Raw genomic sequence first — 20,341 nt, 5'->3', positions numbered from 1 at the left:
AACGCGCGCACTACTACAGCGAGACCAGCGTCTTGTCGACGGGTGCGAACGCGTGCGCGCCGGCCGCATAGTCCCAGCGCTCGACGTGGCAGACCTGCTGGCCGTCCTCTTCGGTGCGGGTGATCACGCCCAGCGAATTTGGCACGGTGCCCCGGACGCGGTGCGAACAGGTCGTTCCGGCCTGGACGATCCAGCCGGCCGGCCCCGTCGGCGCGGTCAGCGGCAGCACGTAGGGCAAGTGTATGTGACCGCCCAGCACCAGGTCGACGCCCGCCTGCGCCCACGCCGCGAGCGCGCGCTCGCGGCCGATCAGCAGGTTGGACAGGTCGGATTCGACCTTGGCGCGCACCGGGTGGTGCGCCACGACGATCCGCAACTGCCCCGGCCGCGCTTGGCGCAGCCGCTGGGCGACCCGGGTGATCTGGGCGTCGGAGATCTCGCCGTCCTTGTGGCGCTTTGGCCGCGTGGTGTTCACGCCGATTGCCAGCACGCCGTCGTTCTCGAACACGGGCTCGAGGATCGGTCCGAGCGCGCGCTTGTAGTTGCCGTACGGATTGAGCGCCCGTAGAAAGACGTTGAACAGCGGGATATCGTGATTGCCGGGCACCGCCAGCACGGGCAGCGCCAGGCGCTCGATGAAACGGCGGGCGGCGGCGAACTGGCTGCGGCGCGCGCGCTGGGTGATGTCGCCGCTGAGGACCACGAGATCGGGCGACAGTTGCCGCGCCAGATCCAGTACAGCTTCAATGACCGCCTTGCGCTCGGTGCCGAAATGGGTATCGGACAGATGCAGGATCCGCGTCATGAGCGGTCCAGGAACTCGGGATCCGCCGGCACCACGAGGGGTAGGCGATCGGTCGCCACCTTGAATTCGAGCGGCGTGTCCATCCAGGAGATTTCGCCGTCCATCGCCACCTTGACCCGGCGGCGCCCGCGCACCCCAACGGTGAGCTTGTCGAACGCGAAATTGATCACGTTCTCGGCCTCGCCCAGCCGGCTTAGAAGGCCCCGCACCAGCAGGCCATAGAGCGCCAGCGTGCCGACGGGCCGCGCCGCCATGGCGACCAGTTGGTTCCGATCGAGCCCGTCGTTTTCGATGCCGATATGTTCAAGCTGCAGTTTGTTGTTGCCCACCACCAGCGTCGGCGACGTCAAGCTGCGCGACTTGCCCTCGAATTCGAGCTGCAGGCCGAGCTGGCGCGGTTGGCGCCACAGCGTGACCAGGCCCGACCACAGCGCGACCCAGCGCCGGCGGCCGTAGCGCTGTTTGTAGGCTTCGCGGTCTTCCAGCAGTTGCGGATACAAACCAAGGCTGGCGTTCACGAGGAACAGGCGGCCGTTCAGCAGGCCGACCTGCACCGGCCGGATGGTGCCTTGCAGGAAGCCACGAAGCGCCACGTCCGTCTCTTGCGAGATGCCGTAGGTGCGGCCGAAGTAGTTGAAGGTGCCTTGCGGCAGGATGCCGAAGGGCACGCCTTGTCCCAGCACCGCGCCCGCGACGGCATTGAGCGTGCCGTCGCCGCCCGCGGCAATGACGACGCCCTGCTCGTCCTGCGCGCGCTTGACCGCCTGGCGCGCCACGTCCGTCAGCCGCGACGGATCGTCGACCGGCATGAGTTCGTAGCGCCGCCCGGCCTCGTCGAGGATGTGCCGGATGGTGTCCTGCAGGACCTGCGCGTCGCCGCGCCCCGATCCTTTATTGAGGACGATGAATAAGGGTTCTGTTCCCGTGAGGGGTCGAGCCGCTGTTGCCGGGCTCTGCTCGGATGGCGTCATGCGACAAACATACCCTAAGCGGGCAAAGCGCCGCAAGACGCGGCGAAGCGCTGGCACGCACGCTTTGTAAGCAAGCGTGCGTGCGACCGATCAACGCCCGATGGCGTAGGCCTGCATCAAGCGCGGCGTCGCGGCCGCATGCAGCAGTCCGTCGGGATCGCGCGAGGCCGCGGTCAGCCGGCCGACCGACCATTCGGGCACTTCCTCGATCTGGTGCCCGCGCTGGCGCAGGGCCTCGATGACCTCGGCGCCGAAGCTGGCCTCCAGCGCGAGATGGCCCGGCTTGCGGTCACGGGGATAGAACGAGGTGGGAAAGTGCATGGTGTGCGACATGGGCAGGTCGATGGCTTCCTGCAGGTTCAGGCCGTGATGCACGTGACGCAGAAAGAACAGGAGCTGCCATTGCTCCTGCTGGTCGCCGCCCGGCGTGCCGAACGCCAGATAGGGCTTGCCGTCGCGCAACGCCAGCGACGGGGTCAGCGTGGTGCGCGGGCGCTTGCCCGGCGCCAGCGTGCCGGGCAGGCCTTCTTCCAGCCAGAACATCTGGGCGCGGGTGTTCAGGCCGAAGCCCAGTTCAGGGATGACCGGCGAGGACTGGAACCAGCCGCCCGACGGCGTGGCCGAGATCATGTTGCCCCAGCGGTCGATCACGTCCACGTGCGTGGTGTCGCCGCGCTTGGCCGAGGCGCGCATGTCGGCAAGCGTCGGTTCGTTCGTGGCGCTGCCGGGCGCGGTGACCGGCGACAGCCGTTCCAGGGTGTCCATGACCCGCGCCACCTGCGCCTCGAAGCCAGGCACCTGGCCGGGCAGCAGATCGCGCGACGCGCCCTCCCCGATCAGCTGGCGGCGTTCGGCGTTGTACGCATCGGACAGCAGATGAGCCAGCGGCACGTCGATGAAGGCGGGGTCGCCGTAATACGCTTCGCGGTCGGCAAAGGCGAGCTTCATGGCCTCGGTGACGCGATGGATGAACTCGGCGCTGGTGGGGCCGACGCCTGCCAGGTCCATGTCCTTCAGGATGGCGAGGGTCTGCAGGAAGACCGGCCCCTGGCTCCAGGCGCCCGCCTTGGCGACCGTGTAGCCGTGATAGTCGTAAGTCAGCGGCTTGTCATAGCTGGCGGACCAGCCGGCCAGGTCGTGCGCCGTGATGACGCCGCGGTGGGTCGTGCCGCTTTCGTCCATGACATCGGTGTTGCGGGCGAAGCGGTCGATCTCTTCAGCGATGAAGCCGCGGTAGAACGCGTCGCGCGCGGCCTCGATCTGGCGGTCGCGGTCGGCGCCGGCGCCTTCGGCGGCTTTGAGGACGCGGGTCCAGGTGCGGGCCAGCGCCGGATTGCGAAACAGCTTGCGGGCCTGCGGCACCTGCCCGCCCGGCACGTAGACCTGGGCGGTCGTCGGCCAGTGCGTCTCGAAGAAGTCTTTCAGGCCGGCGATGGTGTTGGAGATGCGCGGCATCAGCGCATGGCCTTGCTCGGCGTAATAGATGGCGGGCTCAAGCACGTCGCGCACCCGCATCGTGCCGTGGTCGCGCAGCAGCAGCATCCAGGCGTCGAACGCGCCCGGAATCACGGTCGCGAGCAGGCCGTTGCCGGGGATGAGCTTGAGCCCTTCGGCGCGATAGCGTTCGAGCGTGGCGGCGGCGGGCGTGGTGCCCTGCCCGCACAGCACCTCGACCTTGCCGGTGCGGGCGGAATAGAACACGGCGGGCACTTCGCCGGCCGGGCCGACCAGATGGGGCTCGACCACCTGCAGCACGAACGCCGAGGCGACGCAGGCATCGAACGCATTGCCGCCGCGCTCCAGCAGCGACATGCCAGCCGCGCTGGCCAGCCAATGGGTGGACGTCACGACACCGAAGGTGCCGAGGATTTCCGGGCGAGTCGTAAACATGGTGGGTCCTGGTGTGGGAGGGGTGTCTGACGTCTGAGAGGGGAAACCCGCCGCCAGCAACTGACGCCATCCGGGACACCGCGGATCCGGCTCCGCCGGTCCGCTGGTGTCGCCCCCTTGAGGGGGGGCCCGCGTCAGCGGGCTGGGGGTGGGCCTTACCTTCCGGTCCGCTGGTGTCGCCCCCTTGAGGGGGCCCGCGTCAGCGGGTAGGGGGTGGGCCTACCCCTAGGAGGTGCGCCTACTTTTTCTCCACACCCTTCAGGCGGATCAAGCCGTCCGGATAGGGAACGAAGCCTTGCACCTTGGCCTGCACGCCGAACGTCCACGGCAGGTAGAACAGGTAGACGATGGGACGCTGGTCCTGCATCGCGGCCAGCACCTGGTCGTACAGGGCGCGGCGCTTGGCGGTGTCGGCCTCGGCGCGGGCGTCGTTGAGCAGTTTGTCGACGGCGGCGTCGCAGAACTTGCCGTCGTTCAGGTTGCCCTTGCAGCTCAGGTACTGGTGGATGTTGCCGCTGGGATCGACCCGGCCAGACCAGCCGCTCTGGCCCACCTGGAAGTCGCCGCGCGCCAGCGAGGATTGCAGCGAGGCGAATTCGACCGGGCGCAGGGTGATGTCAAAACCCGCTTCGGCGCCCATGGCCTGCACCAGTTCGAAGACCTGCTGCATCGTGGTGTTGTTGCCGAAGGTGATCTCGACCTTCACGCGGTCATAGCCGGCTTCCTTAAGCAAGGCCTGCGCCTTCTTGGGATCGCGGCCCGGGCGGTCGAAGGACTTGTTGTAGGCAAAGCTGGCGGGCGGGAACGGCTGGTGGGCAGGCTGGAACATGCCTTCGCCGATCACCTGGTTCAGCACGTCGCGGTCGATGGCCAGATCCAGCGCCTGGCGCACGCGCTTGTCCTTGGCGAGCGGATGATCGGCGCGCGCGCCGTTGGCGAGGTTCACGGAGATCGACTGGAAGCCCAGGCCGGTCACCGGGGCCAGACGCAGGCTGGGGTCGTCCTTGACGGCCTTGGCGTCGCTGGGCGCCACACGCTCGATGATGTCCAGGTCGCCGGCGCGCAGGTTGTTCAGGCGCACGGTGTTGTCCGGAATCGGCGTGAAGACGAGGCGGTCGAAATGGTAGTTGGCCGCGTCCCAGTACTTGGGGAATTTCTCGAGCACGATGCGGTCGTTCTGCACGCGCTCCTTGAACTGGTAGGGGCCCGAGCACACGGGCTTGCCGCCGGGATCCTTGTCGAAACTGGCGGGCGAAATCATCATGCCGGCGCGGTCGGACAGCTGCGACAGCAGCGAGGCGTCCGGTTCCGACAGGTTCAGCACCACGGTCTGGTCGTCCGGGGCATCCACGCTGGCCACCGTGGCCAGTTCACTCTTGCGGTTGCTGTCGGGCAGCGTGCGGGCGCGGTCGAGGTTGGCCTTGACCGCGGCGGCATTGATGGGGGTGCCGTCATGGAAGACGGCATCCGTGCGCAGCTTGAAGGTCAGCGTCTTGTTGTCGGGGCCGACGGACCACGATTGCGCAAGCTGGGGCACGAACTTCAGGTCGGGCGTGATGTCGACCAGCCGGTCGCACAACGAGGCGAACACGATGCGGCCGACAAAGGTGCGGGCGCGTGCCGGATCCAGCACATCAGGGTCGTCCTGCAGCCCGATACGCAAGGTGGACTGGGCTTGCGCCAATCCGGTGGCCAGCATTCCCGCCATGGCCATGGCGAGGCAAAGTTTACGCATGAAAGATCTCCGTCGATTCCGAGAGGGACCGTGCCTCGTGCGTGGGCGCACCGCCTGGCAGGGAGGAACAGACCCCCGAGTCGTGCCGCATCGCCGGGCCCATCCCCCTCGTGCGCACGTTGTTGCTGGATTCTGCGCCAGGCGCGCGGCGATTGTATAGACCGGCGCGGGGCGCGCCGCCCACTATACGCCCGTGGCGGCCGCCTTGCGGACGAATGCCTCAGGGCAGACGGCACGGCGCCGAGAAATCGGCCGAGGCGGCGACCGTGTCGCGCAGCAGCGCGACCAGCGGCCGGGCGTCGTCGCGCCGGTATTGGAACGCGTAAGGCAACGCGGCCAGTTCGGGATCGCCGTGCAGGACACGCAGGCTGCCTTCGGCCTGGAGCTTTTCGGCCCAATGCCTGGGCAGCAGCCCCACCCCGGTGCCTTCGATCAGCAACCCCACGATGGCGCCCCAGTTGTTGCAGCACAGGCGCTCGCCCGCTGCCTGGCGCCCGCCCAGCCAGTCGTCGATGATGCGCGTGGTGCCCGCGCCCTCGGGCAAGGTCACGAGCGGCAGCCGGGCCAAGAGGGCCATGGTCATGCCGGTTTCGCCGGGCTGCAGCACCGCGGGCGCGGCGACCCAGGAAAAGCGCGCCTCGCCGATGGGAACGGACGCAATGCCGGCGCGGGAAGACCGGCCGGCGATCACGGCAAAATCCAGTTCCCCGTCCGCGACGCGTTGCTCCAGCACCTGGCCGATGTCGACGTAGGGCTCCAGCACCAGTTCGGGATAGGCCGCGCGCACGGCGCGTATCAGCTGCGGCAGCCAGGTCAGCGCGGTGAGTTCGCCCACCCCGAAACGGCACCGGCCGCGCAGGCCCGGCGTCTCGGTCATGCAAGCGCGGATCTGGTCCGCGGCGGCGAGCAAGCCGCGCGCCTGGGGCACCAGGCGCTGGCCCGCGTCGGTCAGCACGGCCTTGTGGCCGCTACGGTCAAAGAGCGGCTGGCCCAGCGCTTCTTCCAGTTCCGTGATGCGCTTGGAAAGCGAGGACACCGACAGGTGAAGCCGCTCGGCCGCCACGGCGAAACTGGCGCAGGTGGCGGCCCAATAAAAGGCTTCGAGCTGCTTGAGCGTCATGGCCGCTCGCTGACGCGGTAGGCGCAGCGCCGCGCGCCGGCCAGGATATGTTCTTCGCGGTCGACCTGCACCCCCTGGCCCAGCACCTTGCGGAACAGTTCCAGCTCGCTTCGGCAAAAGCCCATACAGGCCTTGGCGGCCGAACAGATGGGGCAATGGTTCTCAATGAAGACGAATCCGGCTTCGTCCTCGCGCAGTTCCGCCATGTAGCCCTCTGCGCTGCGCACGTCGACCAGCCGTTCGAGCCGCGCCTTCAGGTCCGGCGCGTCCTGCATGGCCTGCTGGTAGACGTTGAGCATGGCGTTCTCGCGCACCTGCACCAGCTTGTCGATGCCCTCGTCGCCAAACACCTGGCGCACCGCCGCGATCATCTGCACCGTCATCTCGGCGTGCGTGTCCGGAAAACGCCCGTGGCCCGCGGCGGTCAGGAACCAGATCTGGGTGGGCCGGCCGCGGCCCGCGCTGCGGCTCTCGGCGTCGACCAGACCGTCGGCGTGCAGCCGCGTCATCTGCTGGCGCACCGCCTCGGCCGTCACGTCCATGGCCCGCGCGATGACCGCGATGGATTGCGGCCCGCGGGTCTTCAGGGTCATGAGGACGCGGTCCGCAGGCTGGTGCGGAAGTGCGGCGGCCGGTTGGGACAGGCTGTCAGACATGAGGGGTACCGATTCTCCGGATGAAGGTTCCTATGGTGCCACGGCCAGCCGCGTCTGGCCGGCCTCGTCAGCCTGCCAGCCGCCGCCCAGCGCCTTATAGAGCGCCACGAGGCGCGTATAGGACTCGGCTTCCGCCACGGCCACGGCGTCCTGGGCGCGCAAAAGCGTACGCTGCGCATCCAGCACGGTCAAATAAGGCGTGCTGCCCTCGCGGTAGCGCAGCCGGGCCAGTTCGGCGGCCCGCCCGCTGTGGGCCGCTGCCTGCGCCAGGCTGCCCAGGCGCTGCTGCGTCTGCCCGTATTCGGCCAGCGCCGACTCCAGTTCCTCGACCGCGCGCAGGACCGCCTGCTCGTAGCGCGCCGCTTCGCCATCCAGGCGCGCCTCGGCCCCGCGCTTGCGGGCGAGGGCCGACGGCAGATGAAACGCGGGCCAATTGGCGCTCGCCGCGACGCCGAACCCGCGGCTGGCGGCCGAGCCGAAATCCGCGCCGCGCAGCGCGACGAATCCCAGGAAGCCGCCCAGATCGATGCGCGGGTACAGCTCGGCCGTGGCCACGCCTACGTCTGCGTTGGCGGCAGCCAGGTTGCGCTCGGCAGCCAGCACGTCCGGGCGCCGCGACAGCAACGCGCCCACGTCGCCGATGGGCAGGCGCGCCGTCAGCGGCGCAAGCGGCTGGGCAGCGTCCAGCGCACCCAGCTCCGCCGGACGCAGTGCCGCCAGCACCGCGATCCGGTAGCGCGCCAGCCGGCGCGCGGTCTCCTGGACCGGAACGCTGGCCCGTACGGTGTCGAGTTCGGCCCGCGCGCTGGCGAGATCGCCTTCGTCGCCACGACCGGCCGAGACCAACGCCTGGGTCACGCGCAGGCTGTCCTCCTGGCTGGCCAGGTTGGCCCGCGCCACGGCCAGCCGCTGCTCCGCGCCGCGCAGTTCGAAATAATTGCGCGCCACTTCGGCAGCGACCACGATGCGCGCCTGGGCCAGATCGGCAGCCTGTGCCTCGCTACGGGCCGCGGCGCCCTCGGCCGCGCGGCGCAGCCTGCCAAAAAGATCCAATTCCCAGGCCGCGTCAAAGCCCGCCCGGTAGCTTTCGGCCAGATTGCGCTGGCCTGCGACGCCGGGATTGGCCTGCGACAGGCTGCGCTCGTAGCCGCCGCCCAGCGTTATGGCCGGCAGTTTGTCCAGTTCCTTTTCGTCAAGCACCGCGCGCGATTCGGCAAGGCGGGCCTGGGCGATGCGGATGTCCAGGTTGCGGGCGAGCGCCATGTCGATCAGTCGGTCCAGTTGCGGGTCCTGCAGTTGCTTCCACCAGTCGCGCTGGACCTGATCAGTGGAAAACAACGCCTGCTCGGGGCTGGTCAGCACCACGGGCGCCGGGCTGGGCCGGCGGTAGTCGGGTCCGACGGCGCAGCCCGCCGCGGCCAAAGCGGCCAGCAGCACGGCGGCGCCGCGAAAAAGGCGGGGAAAGAAATGCGGTTTATCCATGATCGATTCCTTAGTGCTGGACGGCGGTGCGCGCGTCCTCGGCGTCGGCCTGCGCCAGTTCCCGGGCGCGCGGCGTATCGTGGGCGGCGCGGTGGTCCCGGGCAAACACGGTGTAGACGGTGGGCAGCACGAACAGCGTGAAGAGCGTGCCGACCAGCAGCCCGACCACGATGACCAGTCCCAGGCTGTAGCGGCTGTGCGCGCCGGCGCCGGTGGCGAACAGCAGCGGAATCAGCCCCATGACCATCGCCGCCGTGGTCATCAGGATGGGACGCAGGCGGATGCGTGCGGCCGCTTCCATCGCCGCGCGCCGGTCCAGCCCGTGGCTGACCTGCATCTCGTTGGCGAACTCCACCATGAGGATCCCGTGCTTGCTGATGAGCCCGATCAGCGTCACCAGGCCGATCTGCGTATAGATGTTGACCGTGGCCATGCCCAGCGCCAGCGGAATCAGGGCGCCGCAGATAGACATGGGCACGCTCACCAGGATGATGAAGGGATCACGCAGGCTTTCGTACTGGGCGGCCAGCACCAGGTAGATGACGATGATGGCGAAGATGAAGGTGATCATCAGCGCCGAGCCTTCCTGCGTGAACTGCCGCGCATCGGACTGCCAGTCGTAGCTGAAGCCCGCCGGCAGCGACTGCGCCTCGCGCGTGAGGAACTGCACCGCATCGCCCATCGTGACGCCCGGCATGGGAATCGCCTGGAACGTGGCGGCGTTCAGCTGGTTGAACTGGGTGAGCTTGTTGGGCTCCACGCCCATCGACACCGACACCAGGTTGGACAGCGGCACCTGCGCCCCCGAGGCGCTCTTGACGTGGTATTGCGCCAGCGCCTGCGGCGAGATGCGCTGCTCGCGCAGGCTTTGCGGAATGACGTCATAGGAACGCCCGTCCATGCCGAAGCGATTCACGTAGTTCTCGCCCACCAGCACCGCCAGCGTGTCGCCGATGGCCTTCATGGTGACGCCCAGGCTGTTGGCCTTGCTGCGATCCACTTTCAGCTGCACCACGGGGTTGTTGTAGTCCAGGTCGCTGTCCACCACCATGAACAGGCCGCTTTCCCGCGCCGCCTTCTTCAGGCTTTCCATGGCGTCAAAGACCACGGCATAGTCCGACGCGCTCATCAGCACCATCTGCACCGGCAGCCCGCCCGTGGAGCCGGGCAGCGACGGCAGCTGGAAGGCGAAGATGTTGCTGCCCTCGACCTGGTTCGCCATCGACTGCATGTCGGCCTGGATCTCGTCGGCCGAGCGCGTGCGGTCCTGCCAGTCCACGAAGTCCACGCCCCCGATGCTGTTGGAGACGCCGTCGGACCCGTTTATCAGCCAGCGCCCCTTCTGCTCGGGCAGCGTCTTCATGACGTCGTCCCACTTCTTGCCGAACTTTTCGACGTAGTCGATGTTGGCCTGCTGCGGCGACTTGATGGCGGTGAGCACCGTGGACTGGTCCTCGACGGGGGCCAGCTCCTGCTGCGCGGCGTTGTACAGGAAAGGCAGGCTGGCCAACACGGCCACCGCCAGCACGCCGGTGACCCAGCGGTGATGCAGCGACACGTCGAGCACGCGGCCGTAGGCCTCGCCCAGGCGGCCGAAGAAGTGCTCGGCCTTGCGGGCCATCCAGCCGTCGGCGACCCGGCCATTCAAGAGAAACGAACTCATCACCGGCGACAGCGTCAGCGCGATCACGCCGGACACCACCACCGCCCCGGCCAGCGTGAAGGCGAATTCCTTGAAGAGCGAGCCGGTCAGGCCGCCCATCAGCCCGATCGGCGCATAGACGGCCGCGAGCGTGATGGTCATGGCGATCACCGGACCGGCGACCTCCCGCGCGCCGATCAGCGCCGCCCGCACGGGCGACTTGCCCTCCTCGATGTGGCGGTGCACGTTCTCGACCACGACGATGGCGTCGTCCACCACCAGGCCGATGGCCAGCACCATCGCCAGCAAGGTCAGCAGGTTCACGCTGAAGCCGAAGAGGGCCATGATGGCCGCGCCGCCCAGCATGGACAGCGGAATGGTGACGACCGGAATCAGCACCGCCCGCAGCGAGCCCAGGCACAGGAAGATCACCGCCACCACGATGACGATGGCTTCGAGCAGCGTCTGCGTCACGCCGTCGATCGAGGCGCTGATGAAGCGGGCCAGTTCGAACGGCACCTGCACGCTGGTGCCCGGCGGCAGGTTCTGCTTGATGTTGGGCAGCAGCTCGTTCAGGCGCTTGACGATGACCAGCGGATTGCCGACCGGCGTGGCGTTCAGGCCGAAGTACACGGCCGGCTCGCCGTCCATCAGGCCGCTCGAATCGGTGGACGCCGCGCCCAGTTCCACGGTCGCCACGTCGCCCAGCCGGACGACGGCGCCGCCCTCGTGCTTGATAACCAGATCGCGGAATTCGGCCACGTTGACGAGGTCGGTGTTGACCTGGATGTTGGACACCACGTACAGCCCCTTGGCCTGGCCGGGCGCGGCCTGCACGTTGTTCTGGCGCAGCGCGTCGGCCAGCTCGCCGGCGGAGATGCCGCGCGCCGCCATGCGGTCCGGGTCCAGCCATACCCGCATTGCCAGCTTCTGCCCGCCGTACAGCTCGACGCTTGCCACGCCATCGATGGACGAGAGCTGCGGCTGCACCACCCGCGACAGGTAGTCGGTCAGCGCGGCCAGCGACAGGTTCGTGCTGGAAAAGCCCACATAGGCGACGGCCGTCGCTTCGCCCGCGGACTTGACCAGAACGGGGTCGTAGACGTCCTGCGGCAGGCGGTACTTGACCTCGTTGACCTTGGCCATCACCTCGGTCATGGCCTTGTTGGAATCGGCGTTCAGCTTCATCCGCACGGTGATCACGCTGCGGCCCTGTGTCGACGACGACGACAGGTAGTCAATGCCCTCGACGGTGGCCACGGACTGCGCGATGGGCTGCGTGACGAAACCCTGCATCAGATCGGGCGATGCGCCCGGATACTGCGTCGTGATGGTGATGGTGGTGCTTTCGGTCAGCGGATATTGCCTGACGGGCAATCCGCTCAGGGCCTTGATGCCCAGCAGCAGGATGAGGGTGCTGACCACCAGCGCCAGCACGGGACGGCGCACAAACAGATCGGTGAACTTCATGTCGGCCTCCGCACCTTACCGGGCCTGCGCCACGGCGTGTCCCGGCGCGGCCAGCGCCACGGTGTCGTCCGGCAGGATCTCGACGGCAGCGCCGTTATGCAGGCGCAACTGGCCCGACGTCACGACCTGGTCGCCCGCCTTCAGCCCCTCGGTCACCACCACGCGGCCGCGCAGGCGCTCGCCGGTTTTCACATAGGCCTGCCTGACAGTCGGCGCCGCGGCTCCTGCTTCAGGCGGCGTGACGACGTAGACCGAATCGCCGTAGGCGCTGTAGCTGACGGCCGTCTCCGGCACGGTGATGACATCCGGGCGGTCGGGCAGTCCGATCCGGCCCTGCGCGTACATCCCCGCCGACAACGCGCCGTCGGGATTGGTCAACAAGGCCTGCACGCGGACCGTGCGGGTGCCCGGGTCGACCTGCGGCTCCACGGTGGTGACCTTGCCCGGGAATACGCGGCCCGCGTGCGCGTCCACCGTCACTGCCACCGGCTGGCCCACCCGCAGCACACCCAGCGCCTGCTCGGGCAGCGTCAGGTTGGCGTACAACGAGGACGCATCCGTCAGCGACACCAGCGGATCGCCCGCGCGGGCAAATTGGCCCAGGTTCACGCGGCGCACGCCGAGCACCCCGTCGAACGGCGCCTTGATGCGCTTCTGGTCGATCAGCGCCTTCACGCGCCGCACGTCGGCGGCCGCCTGTTCATGGTCGGCCACGGCCTGGTCGAGCTGTTCACGCGTGGCGGCCTGCAGCGGCAAAAGCCGGCGCGTGCGATCCAGCAGGGCACGCGCATTACGCGCCTGGGCTTGCAGCCGCGCCAGCTCGCCCTGCTCGGGCGCGTCGTTCAACTGCACCAGCAACTGCCCCGCCTTGACCGCCTCGCCCGGGGTGAACAGGATCTGCGCCACGCGCCCATCGGCTTCCGCCGCCACCATCACCTGGCGGGTGGCTTCCAGCGACCCGATACCGGCCAGCGCCACCGGAAAATTCGCCTGCACGGCGGGCGCCACCGCGACCTTGGCCGGCGGCATCGACCACCCGCCGCCTGGCGCGGCCGCCTTCGATTTCCAGTACATCGCCCCGCCGGCCAACGCCGCCGCCGTGGCCAGGACGACGACCGCCCATGCCCTGCTTTTCGCCTTCATGATTCGCTCGCTTTTTTATTTAAACAAGAATTTGCTTGGATAATCCACGAATCGCGGGATTTCGTCAAAGCAGCGAAAGCAATGAAGGGGATAGCGGCGGCCTATGGGCCAAAAAAAAGCCACGCGGACAGCGTGGCTTGGGAATAGGAGCAGGCGCCTGCCGGCGCGCCACCTAACCGCGCACCATGTGCAGGTAGTGGCGGTGCCGCTCGTATTGGTCGAGGATGTCGCCGATGACGGCGTCGCGGCTCCAGCCCATGATGTCGTAGTCCTGCCCGCCCTCGCGCAAGTGCACTTCGGCGCGGAAGTACTTGCGCTCGTCTTCGTCGGCGGCCTCGTCGGGCGTCAGGCTGGGACGCACGAAGGCCTGGGGCTGCACGGCGTAGGAAAAATCCAGGTGTTCGCCATGCGAGACCTCGAGGATTGCGCCGCCCTCGTTCTCGTCTTCGCGCACCTGCACGGCGTAGCCTTGCTTGCGCAATTCGTCGGCCACGTCTTCCAGCGCGGGCCGCACCACGTCCGCGATGAAGCGCAGCACATGGGCGCGGCGCGGCATCATGACCATGTTGCGCAGACGCCGCTCCCAGGATTGGCCGCCGCGCGCCGGCCGTGACAGCGTCAGGGACTGATAGCGGATGCCGCGCTTGGTGGCGTCCAGCTTGAGCGCCTTGAACAGGCCCCAGAGCGACAGCAGCAGGATGATCGAGAACGGGAGCGCGCTGGCGATGGTGGCCGTCTGCAACGCTGTCAGGCCATCGGCCAGCAGCAACGCGATGGCGACCGCGCCCATGGACAGCGACCAGAAGATCCGCTGCCATACCGGCGTGCGATCCGCGCCGCCCGAGGCCAGCAGATCCACCACCAGCGCCCCCGAGTCGGCGGAGGTGACAAAGAACACGGCCACCATCGCAATGGCGAACACCGAGATCACGCTGCTCCAGGGCAATAACTCAAGGAATGCGAACAGGGCGAGCGAACTGTCCGCATCCACGGCCTTCGCCAACCCCTGGTCGCCGCCAACCAGGATGTAATAGATGGCCGTGTCGCCGAACACCGTCATCCAGAACAGCGTGAACCCGGCGGGCACCAGCAGCACGCCGCAGACGAATTCACGAATGGTGCGGCCCCGCGAAATGCGGGCAATGAACAAGCCCACGAAAGGCGACCAGGCGATCCACCAACCCCAGTAGAACAACGTCCAGCCGCCCAGCCAGTCGGTCGGCTCGTAGGCGTACAGGTTGAAGGTCTTGTTGACGATGTCGGACAGATAGGCGCCGGTGTTCTGCACGAACGTCTGGAAAAGGAACACGGTGGGGCCAACGGTCAGCACGAACAACAGCAGGACCACCGCCAGCACCATGTTGGCTTCCGACAGGAAGCGGATGCCCTTGTCCAGCCCGCTGGCGACCGACAGCGTGGCCAGTCCGCAGGTGATGACGATCAGCACGATCTGGGGCACGACACCAACCGGAATGCCGAACAGATGGTTCAGGCCGCTGTTCATCTGCGCCACGCCCAGGCCCAGCGACGTGGCCACCCCCAGCACGGTGCCGATGATAGCGAAGATGTCGACCGCATGGCCGATCGGACCATGGATGCGATTGCCGATCAGCGGATACAGCGCCGAGCGCAGGGTCAGCGGCAGGCCGTGGCGGAAGCTGAAGAACGCCAGCGTGAGCGCCACCGCCGCGTAGATCGCCCAAGCGTGCAGTCCCCAATGAAAGAAGGTGATCTTCATGGACTCGCGCGCGGCCTCGACGGTGCCGCCCTCGCCCACAGGCGGCGACACGAAGTGCATGACGGGTTCGGCCACGCCGAAAAACATCAGCCCGATGCCCATGCCGGCAGAAAACAGCATGGCGAACCAGGTGAAATTGCGGTAATCGGGCTCGCTATGATCCGGGCCAAGCTTGATGTCGCCATACCGGCTGATCGCCAGGAACGCGACCGAAATCAGGATGATGGCGACGACCAGGATGTAGAACCAGCTTGCATTGCCGATGATCCAGGCCTGCATCGATTCGAAGAGGGTCTGCGCGGCCTTGGGCGCAATGATGGCGAAGGCCACCAGCAGCAACGTAAAGACGGCCGCGGAATAGAAGACGGGCCGATGGATGGTCGTGCTTGGTCGGGGTTCCGAAGTCATGGATGCACTCCTTGTGCCCGAGGGTGATGGAACGTGGCGTTGGCCCCCTCAGCACGACCGGTGCGCCGCCGGTATTACTATCACGGGCGCACCCAAGCTGACAATCACCTGAGTTTGAAATCGGACCGTTCAGGGACGGTCCCGCCGCCTCAGTCCGGCTTGGCGTCACCGAACACCACGCGGCGAAAGAACCCGGCCAGCACGGCCTCGGTCATCTCGGGCGTGACTGCCTGGGGGTCGAAGGCAACGCTGAACTGCATGCCGTCGGACAGGGCCAGGAGGCCCACCGCAAGCTGCTCGGCCGGCAGCGGCAGCGGCGTGCCGACCTGCGCCGAGAACTGGCGGATGTATTCGGTGGTGGCTGCGCGCAGCTCGCGCAGACAGGCGACAAAGCCCACGCGGAAGTCCGGATCGCGCGCCGCCTGCAGCTTGCCTTCCATCCACAGCAGGAAGCAGTCGTTTTCGCGAAAGTGCGCGCTGTAGTAGTCGAGCACGCGCGCTTCCATCTGCGACCGGCTCTCGCCGCCTTCGAAAATGGCGCGCATGTCGGCCATGACGTTTTCGTGGTCGCGCTTGAGCAGTTGCAGGAACAGCTCGGACTTGCTGCTGAAATTGGAATAGAACGCGCCGCGCGTGTAGCCCGCCTGCTCGGCAATGTCTTCGACGCTGGCTGCCACAAAACCCTTCGACAGAAAAATCGACTGCGCGGCGTCAAGCAGGCGCTGGCGCGTCTGATCTCGGCTTTGCTCTCGGGTCAGGCGGACTTTGGACATGGCGCGAGTTTAGCACCGGCGCGCATTTCAGATTCAACTTTGTATTCAGATACAAGACTGTATTAGAATTCAGTCCGTATCGAGTCTGACTCGTCCCTTTCCTGCCCCATTTCCGCGCAGCGAGGTGTTTCGTGAATTGTTTTGGCCCGGGCGCGCATCTCATCGCGCGCCATGCCGTTGCTGCTGCAGCACGGATCGTTCCCGCCGTTTCGCCCCGCCGCCGGACGCGCCTGTTGGCCCTGTCCGCCGTCATCGCAATGGCCGCCGCCGTGGCCGGCTGCGGCCGTGACGAGGCGCCCGCCCCGGCGCCGCGGCCCGTCGTCGCCATGCCCGCGCAGGCGGACGAAGCCCTGCCGGCCTGGACGCTTCCCGGTGAAGTGCAGGCGCGCTACAGCACGCCGCTGTCATTCCGCGTGGGCGGCAAGATCGTGGAACGCAAGGTGCGGCTGGGCGACACCGTGTCCCCCGGCCAGGTCCTGGCCAAGCTGGATCCGGCCGACGCCACCAAGAACGCCGCCGCCGCGCGTGCGGCGCTGTCGGCGGCCCAGCACCAGCTGGACTACGCCCGCAAGCAACTGGATCGCGATCGCGCCCAGGCGCGCGAGAACCTGATCGCCGCCACGCAGCTCGAGCAGACCCGTAATGCCTATGCCTCGGCCCTTGCGCAGCGGGACCAGGCCGCACAGGAGGCGGCGCTGGCGGCCGACCAGCTCAACTACACGACGCTGCACGCCGATCACGCGGGCGTCATCACCGCCGAACAGGCCGACACGGGACAGAACGTCGCCGCCGGCACCCCCGTCTATCAGTTGGCCTGGGCAGGCGACATCGACGCGCTGTGCGACGTGCCCGAAAGCGTGCTGGCGGGCCTGGAAATCGGCCAGCGCGCCTCCGTCACGCTGGGGCCCTTGCCCGGCCAGACGTTCACGGCCGTGCTGCGCGAGATCGCGCCGGCCGCCGATCCGCAAAGCCGCACCTACCGCGCCAAGCTCACGCTGGAATCGCCCTCGCCCGAAGTCCGGCTGGGCATGACGGCCAACATCAGTTTCGATAACCGCCAGGCCAACGGACGGACCACTTATACCGTGCCGGCCACGGCCCTGTTCCATGACGGCCGCGAGCCCGCGGTGTGGATCGTCAAGCCCGAGACCGACACGCTGGAACTGCGCCGCGTGCAGGTGCTGCGCTACGACGCGCGCACCGTCACGCTGTCGCAAGGGCTGGCGGCGGGCGAGCGCGTGGTGTGGCAAGGCGTGCACACCGTCTCGTCCGGCGAGAAGGTGCGCCCGGTGCCGCCGCTGCATCCCGAGGATTTCGCGTCATGAGCGCCCCCGGCCAGGAACCCGGCCAGCAGGCTGACCAAGACGCCCATCGCCACGAGGAAGGCCGGTTCAACCTGTCGGCCTGGGCGCTGCGGCATCAGCCGCTGGTGATCTTCATCATCACGCTCGTCACGCTGTTCGGCGTGCTGTCGTATTCGCGGCTGGCGCAGTCCGAAGACCCGCCCTTCACTTTCCGCGTCATGGTCATCCAGACCCTGTGGCCGGGCGCCACGGCGCAGCAGGTCCAGGAGCAGGTCACCGACCGCATCGCCAAGAAACTCCAGGAGACCGCCAACACGGACTTCCTGCGCAGCTACTCGCGGCCTGGCGAATCCCTGATCTTCTACACGATGAAGGATTCGGCGCCTGCCAGCACCGTGGCCGACCAGTGGTATCAGGTGCGCAAGAAGGTGGGCGACATGCGGGCCACGCTGCCGCAAGGCGTGCAGGGTCCGTTCTTCAATGACGAGTTCGGCGACGTCTACACCAACATCTACACGCTGCAAGGCGACGGCTTTTCGCCCGCGCAGTTGCGCGACTATGCCGACAAGCTGCGCACCGTGCTCCTGCGCGTGCCTGGCGTGGCCAAGGTGGACTATTTCGGGGATCAGCCCGAACACATCTACCTAGAGATCCCGAACACGCAGCTCACCCGGCTGGGCGTATCGCCGCAGGAGATCGCCGAGGCGATCAACAGCCAGAACGCCGTACAGGGCGCGGGCACCCTGACCACGGCGGACGACCGCATCTTCGTGCGGCCCACGGGCCAGTTCCCGAACAGCCGCGCCCTGGCGGACACGCTGATCCGCGTGAACGGCAAATCCGTCCGGCTAGGCGACATCGCCACCCTGCACCGCGGCTACGACGATCCCCCGGCGCAGCAGGTGCGGTTCCAGGGCGCAACCGTGCTGGGCATCGGGATCACCATGCAGCCGGGCCACGACGTGGTGCGCCTGGGCAAATCGCTGGACGCCACGTTCAAGGAACTGCAGGCCGAGCTGCCCGCGGGTCTCGCGCTGACGGAAGTGTCCAGCATGCCGACGGCGGTGTCGGAGTCGGTCGACGAATTCCTGCGCTCCGTGGCCGAAGCCGTGGCGATCGTGCTGGCGGTTAGCCTGGTGTCCCTGGGGTTGCGCACGGGCATGGTGGTGGTGATCTCCATCCCCGTGGTGCTGGCCATCACGGCGCTGTTCATGGAGATGTTCGGCATCGGCCTGCACAAGGTATCGCTGGGCACGCTGGTGCTGGCGCTGGGCCTCCTGGTGGACGACGCCATCATCGCGGTCGAGATGATGGCGGTGAAGCTGGAACAGGGCTGGAACCGGACACGCGCCGCCGCGTTCGCCTACACCAGCACGGCCTTTCCCATGCTGACCGGCACCCTGGTCACCGTGGCGGGATTTCTGCCCATCGCGCTGGCCAAGTCCAGCACCGGCGAATACACGCGCTCGATCTTCCAGGTGTCGGCCATTGCGCTCATCACCTCGTGGTTCGCGGCCGTGGTGCTGATTCCGCTGCTGGGCTACCGCCTCCTGCCCGAGCGCAAGCGCGAGGCGCATCTGCCGCACGACCACGAGCACGACATCTACAACACCCGCTTCTACCAGCGCCTGCGCGGCTGGGTGGCGTGGTGCGTGGACCGGCGCTATCTGGTGCTGGCCGGCACCGTGCTGGTGTTTGTGGTGGCGATGGCGGGCTTCAGGTTCGTGCCGCAGCAGTTCTTTCCCAGTTCCGACCGCAGCGAACTGCTGGTGGACGTGCGCCTGCAGGAAGGCGCGTCCTTTGCCGCGACGCTGCGCCAGGTCGAGCGTCTGGAAAAGGCGCTGGAGGGCCGGCCGGAGATCGCGCACTCGGTCAGCTTCGTGGGTACCGGCGCGCCGCGCTTCTACCTGCCGCTGGACCAGCAGCTTGCCACGCCCAACTTCGCCCAGCTCGTCATCACCACGCATTCGGTGGAAGACCGCGAAAAGCTCGCGCAGTGGATGGCGCCGATGCTGCGCAGCGACTTCCCCGCGATCCGCAGTCGCCTGTCGCGCCTTGAAAACGGGCCGCCGGTCGGCTATCAGGTGCAGTTCCGCGTCAGTGGCGACAAGATCCCCGAGGTGCGGGCGGTGGCCGAAAAGGTGGCGGCCGAGGTGCGTGCCGACAATCGCTCGGCCAACGTGCAGTTCGACTGGGACGAGCCTTCGGAAAGATCGGTGCGCTTCGAGGTCAACCAGCAGAAGGCGCGTGAACTGGGCATCACTTCCAGCGACATCTCCAGCTTCCTGGCGATGACGCTCTCGGGCTACACCGTGACGCAGTACCGCGAGCGTGACAAGCTCATCAACGTCACCCTGCGCGCCCCGCGCGAAGAACGGGTCGACCCGGCCCGCCTTGCCACGCTGTCCATGCCCACGGCGAACGGCCCCGTCCCGCTGGGCAGTATCGGCCAGGTCCGCTACGACCTCGAGTATGGCGTCATCTGGGAGCGCGACCGCCAGCCCACCATCACTGTCCAGGCCGACGTGACGGGCGATGCGCAAGGCATTGACGTCACGCACGCCATCGACAAGAAGCTGGACGCCGTGCGCGCCGAGCTGCCCGGGGGCTTTCGCATCGAAGTCGGCGGACCCGTGGAGGAAAGCGCCAAGGGCCAGACGTCCATCAACGCGCAGATGCCCCTGATGGCGGTGGCCGTGCTGACGCTGCTGATGGTGCAGTTGCAGAGCTTTTCCCGGGTGCTGATGGTGGTGCTGACCGCGCCGCTGGGGCTGATCGGCGTCGTGGCCGCCCTGCTTCTGTTTGGCAAGCCTTTCGGCTTTGTCGCGATGCTGGGCGTGATCGCCATGTTCGGCATCATCATGCGCAACTCGGTCATCCTGGTGGACCAGATCGAGCAGGACATCCGCGCGGGCCACAAGCGCGTGGACGCCATTGTCGGCGCCACGGTGCGGCGTTTCCGGCCGATTACGCTGACCGCTGCCGCCGCCGTGCTGGCGCTGATCCCGCTGCTGCGCAGCAACTTCTTCGGCCCGATGGCGACAGCCCTGATGGGCGGCATCACCATCGCCACGGTGCTGACGCTGTTCTTCCTGCCCGCCCTGTATGCGGCGTGGTTCCGGGTGAAGCACGACGAACGCGACGAGCCGGAAGGCGTGCCGCCCGGCGCCAACGCGGGCGACACGGTGGAACGAGGAGCCTGAC

Annotated in this window: 13 protein-coding genes; 2 read left to right on the top strand and 11 right to left on the bottom strand. The window is 67.6% G+C overall.

The window, feature by feature from the left end; translation table 11 throughout:
* Window positions 1–13: 13 nt before the first annotated feature.
* The 11 genes from HV786_RS03225 to HV786_RS03175 all read right to left on the bottom strand — a co-directional run bounded on the left by HV786_RS03225 (window position 14) and on the right by HV786_RS03175 (window position 15,833).
* Entirely contained in the window at window positions 14–805 is a 792-nt protein-coding gene (locus HV786_RS03225; protein WP_128829861.1) for a metallophosphoesterase family protein, read from the bottom strand.
* Window positions 802–1,776: a diacylglycerol/lipid kinase family protein gene (locus tag HV786_RS03220; RefSeq protein WP_128829862.1), complete on the bottom strand. Its 975-nt coding sequence runs from the start codon at window positions 1,774–1,776 to the stop codon at window positions 802–804. The genes HV786_RS03225 and HV786_RS03220 overlap by 4 nt, the downstream gene beginning before the upstream one ends.
* 90 nt (window positions 1,777–1,866) lie before the next feature.
* Window positions 1,867–3,666 carry a gamma-glutamyltransferase family protein gene (locus tag HV786_RS03215; RefSeq protein WP_128829863.1) on the bottom strand — a complete coding sequence of 600 codons (1,800 nt, stop codon included), beginning with the start codon at window positions 3,664–3,666 and terminating at the stop codon, window positions 1,867–1,869.
* 238 nt (window positions 3,667–3,904) lie between these two features.
* Window positions 3,905–5,401 (bottom strand): ABC transporter substrate-binding protein, encoded by a 1,497-nt coding sequence (locus HV786_RS03210; RefSeq protein ID WP_128829864.1) that lies wholly within the window; start codon window positions 5,399–5,401, stop codon window positions 3,905–3,907.
* A gap of 220 nt (window positions 5,402–5,621) precedes the next feature.
* Complete coding sequence (locus tag HV786_RS03205; protein ID WP_128829865.1) at window positions 5,622–6,521, bottom strand: LysR family transcriptional regulator; 900 nt, start codon at window positions 6,519–6,521, stop codon at window positions 5,622–5,624.
* Entirely contained in the window at window positions 6,518–7,177 is a 660-nt protein-coding gene (locus HV786_RS03200) for a helix-turn-helix transcriptional regulator (RefSeq protein WP_128829866.1), read from the bottom strand. The genes HV786_RS03205 and HV786_RS03200 overlap by 4 nt, the downstream gene beginning before the upstream one ends.
* A 30-nt stretch (window positions 7,178–7,207) precedes the next feature.
* Window positions 7,208–8,659: an efflux transporter outer membrane subunit gene (locus HV786_RS03195; RefSeq protein WP_175209959.1), complete on the bottom strand. Its 1,452-nt coding sequence runs from the start codon at window positions 8,657–8,659 to the stop codon at window positions 7,208–7,210.
* 10 nt (window positions 8,660–8,669) lie between these two features.
* Window positions 8,670–11,771 (bottom strand): MexW/MexI family multidrug efflux RND transporter permease subunit, encoded by a 3,102-nt coding sequence (locus HV786_RS03190; RefSeq protein WP_128827629.1) that lies wholly within the window; start codon window positions 11,769–11,771, stop codon window positions 8,670–8,672.
* A 15-nt stretch (window positions 11,772–11,786) separates the two neighbouring features.
* Window positions 11,787–12,914, bottom strand: a complete 1,128-nt coding sequence (locus HV786_RS03185; RefSeq protein WP_128827628.1) for an efflux RND transporter periplasmic adaptor subunit — start codon at window positions 12,912–12,914, stop codon at window positions 11,787–11,789.
* Between the two features lie 172 nt (window positions 12,915–13,086).
* Window positions 13,087–15,060: a BCCT family transporter gene (locus tag HV786_RS03180; protein ID WP_056321672.1), complete on the bottom strand. Its 1,974-nt coding sequence runs from the start codon at window positions 15,058–15,060 to the stop codon at window positions 13,087–13,089.
* Between the two features lie 149 nt (window positions 15,061–15,209).
* Window positions 15,210–15,833 carry a TetR/AcrR family transcriptional regulator gene (locus HV786_RS03175; protein ID WP_062840493.1) on the bottom strand — a complete coding sequence of 208 codons (624 nt, stop codon included), beginning with the start codon at window positions 15,831–15,833 and terminating at the stop codon, window positions 15,210–15,212.
* 233 nt (window positions 15,834–16,066) lie between these two features.
* On the opposite strand from HV786_RS03175, the gene HV786_RS03170 reads away from it, so the two are divergent.
* Entirely contained in the window at window positions 16,067–17,158 is a 1,092-nt protein-coding gene (locus HV786_RS03170; protein ID WP_420809622.1) for an efflux RND transporter periplasmic adaptor subunit, read from the top strand.
* Window positions 17,155–20,340 carry an efflux RND transporter permease subunit gene (locus HV786_RS03165; protein WP_128827627.1) on the top strand — a complete coding sequence of 1,062 codons (3,186 nt, stop codon included), beginning with the start codon at window positions 17,155–17,157 and terminating at the stop codon, window positions 20,338–20,340. Before HV786_RS03170 ends, HV786_RS03165 begins: the two co-directional genes overlap by 4 nt.
* Window position 20,341 lies beyond the last annotated feature (1 nt).

This window comes from Achromobacter mucicolens (assembly GCF_902859725.1).
Classification (GTDB): domain Bacteria; phylum Pseudomonadota; class Gammaproteobacteria; order Burkholderiales; family Burkholderiaceae_B; genus Achromobacter; species Achromobacter mucicolens.
The sequence above is the reverse complement of the archived record's forward strand: the minus strand, read 5'-3'. Positions and strand labels throughout refer to the sequence as shown.

Coding starts and splice junctions, on each gene's coding strand:
- HV786_RS03175 (WP_062840493.1), bottom strand. CDS start 15,833: ATGTCCAAAGTCCGCCTGACCCGAGAGCAAAGCCGAGATCAGACGCGC.
- HV786_RS03195 (WP_175209959.1), bottom strand. CDS start 8,659: ATGGATAAACCGCATTTCTTTCCCCGCCTTTTTCGCGGCGCCGCCGTG.
- HV786_RS03225 (WP_128829861.1), bottom strand. CDS start 805: ATGACGCGGATCCTGCATCTGTCCGATACCCATTTCGGCACCGAGCGC.
- HV786_RS03180 (WP_056321672.1), bottom strand. CDS start 15,060: ATGACTTCGGAACCCCGACCAAGCACGACCATCCATCGGCCCGTCTTC.
- HV786_RS03210 (WP_128829864.1), bottom strand. CDS start 5,401: ATGCGTAAACTTTGCCTCGCCATGGCCATGGCGGGAATGCTGGCCACC.
- HV786_RS03185 (WP_128827628.1), bottom strand. CDS start 12,914: ATGAAGGCGAAAAGCAGGGCATGGGCGGTCGTCGTCCTGGCCACGGCG.
- HV786_RS03200 (WP_128829866.1), bottom strand. CDS start 7,177: ATGTCTGACAGCCTGTCCCAACCGGCCGCCGCACTTCCGCACCAGCCT.
- HV786_RS03220 (WP_128829862.1), bottom strand. CDS start 1,776: ATGACGCCATCCGAGCAGAGCCCGGCAACAGCGGCTCGACCCCTCACG.
- HV786_RS03165 (WP_128827627.1), top strand. CDS start 17,155: ATGAGCGCCCCCGGCCAGGAACCCGGCCAGCAGGCTGACCAAGACGCC.
- HV786_RS03190 (WP_128827629.1), bottom strand. CDS start 11,771: ATGAAGTTCACCGATCTGTTTGTGCGCCGTCCCGTGCTGGCGCTGGTG.
- HV786_RS03215 (WP_128829863.1), bottom strand. CDS start 3,666: ATGTTTACGACTCGCCCGGAAATCCTCGGCACCTTCGGTGTCGTGACG.
- HV786_RS03205 (WP_128829865.1), bottom strand. CDS start 6,521: ATGACGCTCAAGCAGCTCGAAGCCTTTTATTGGGCCGCCACCTGCGCC.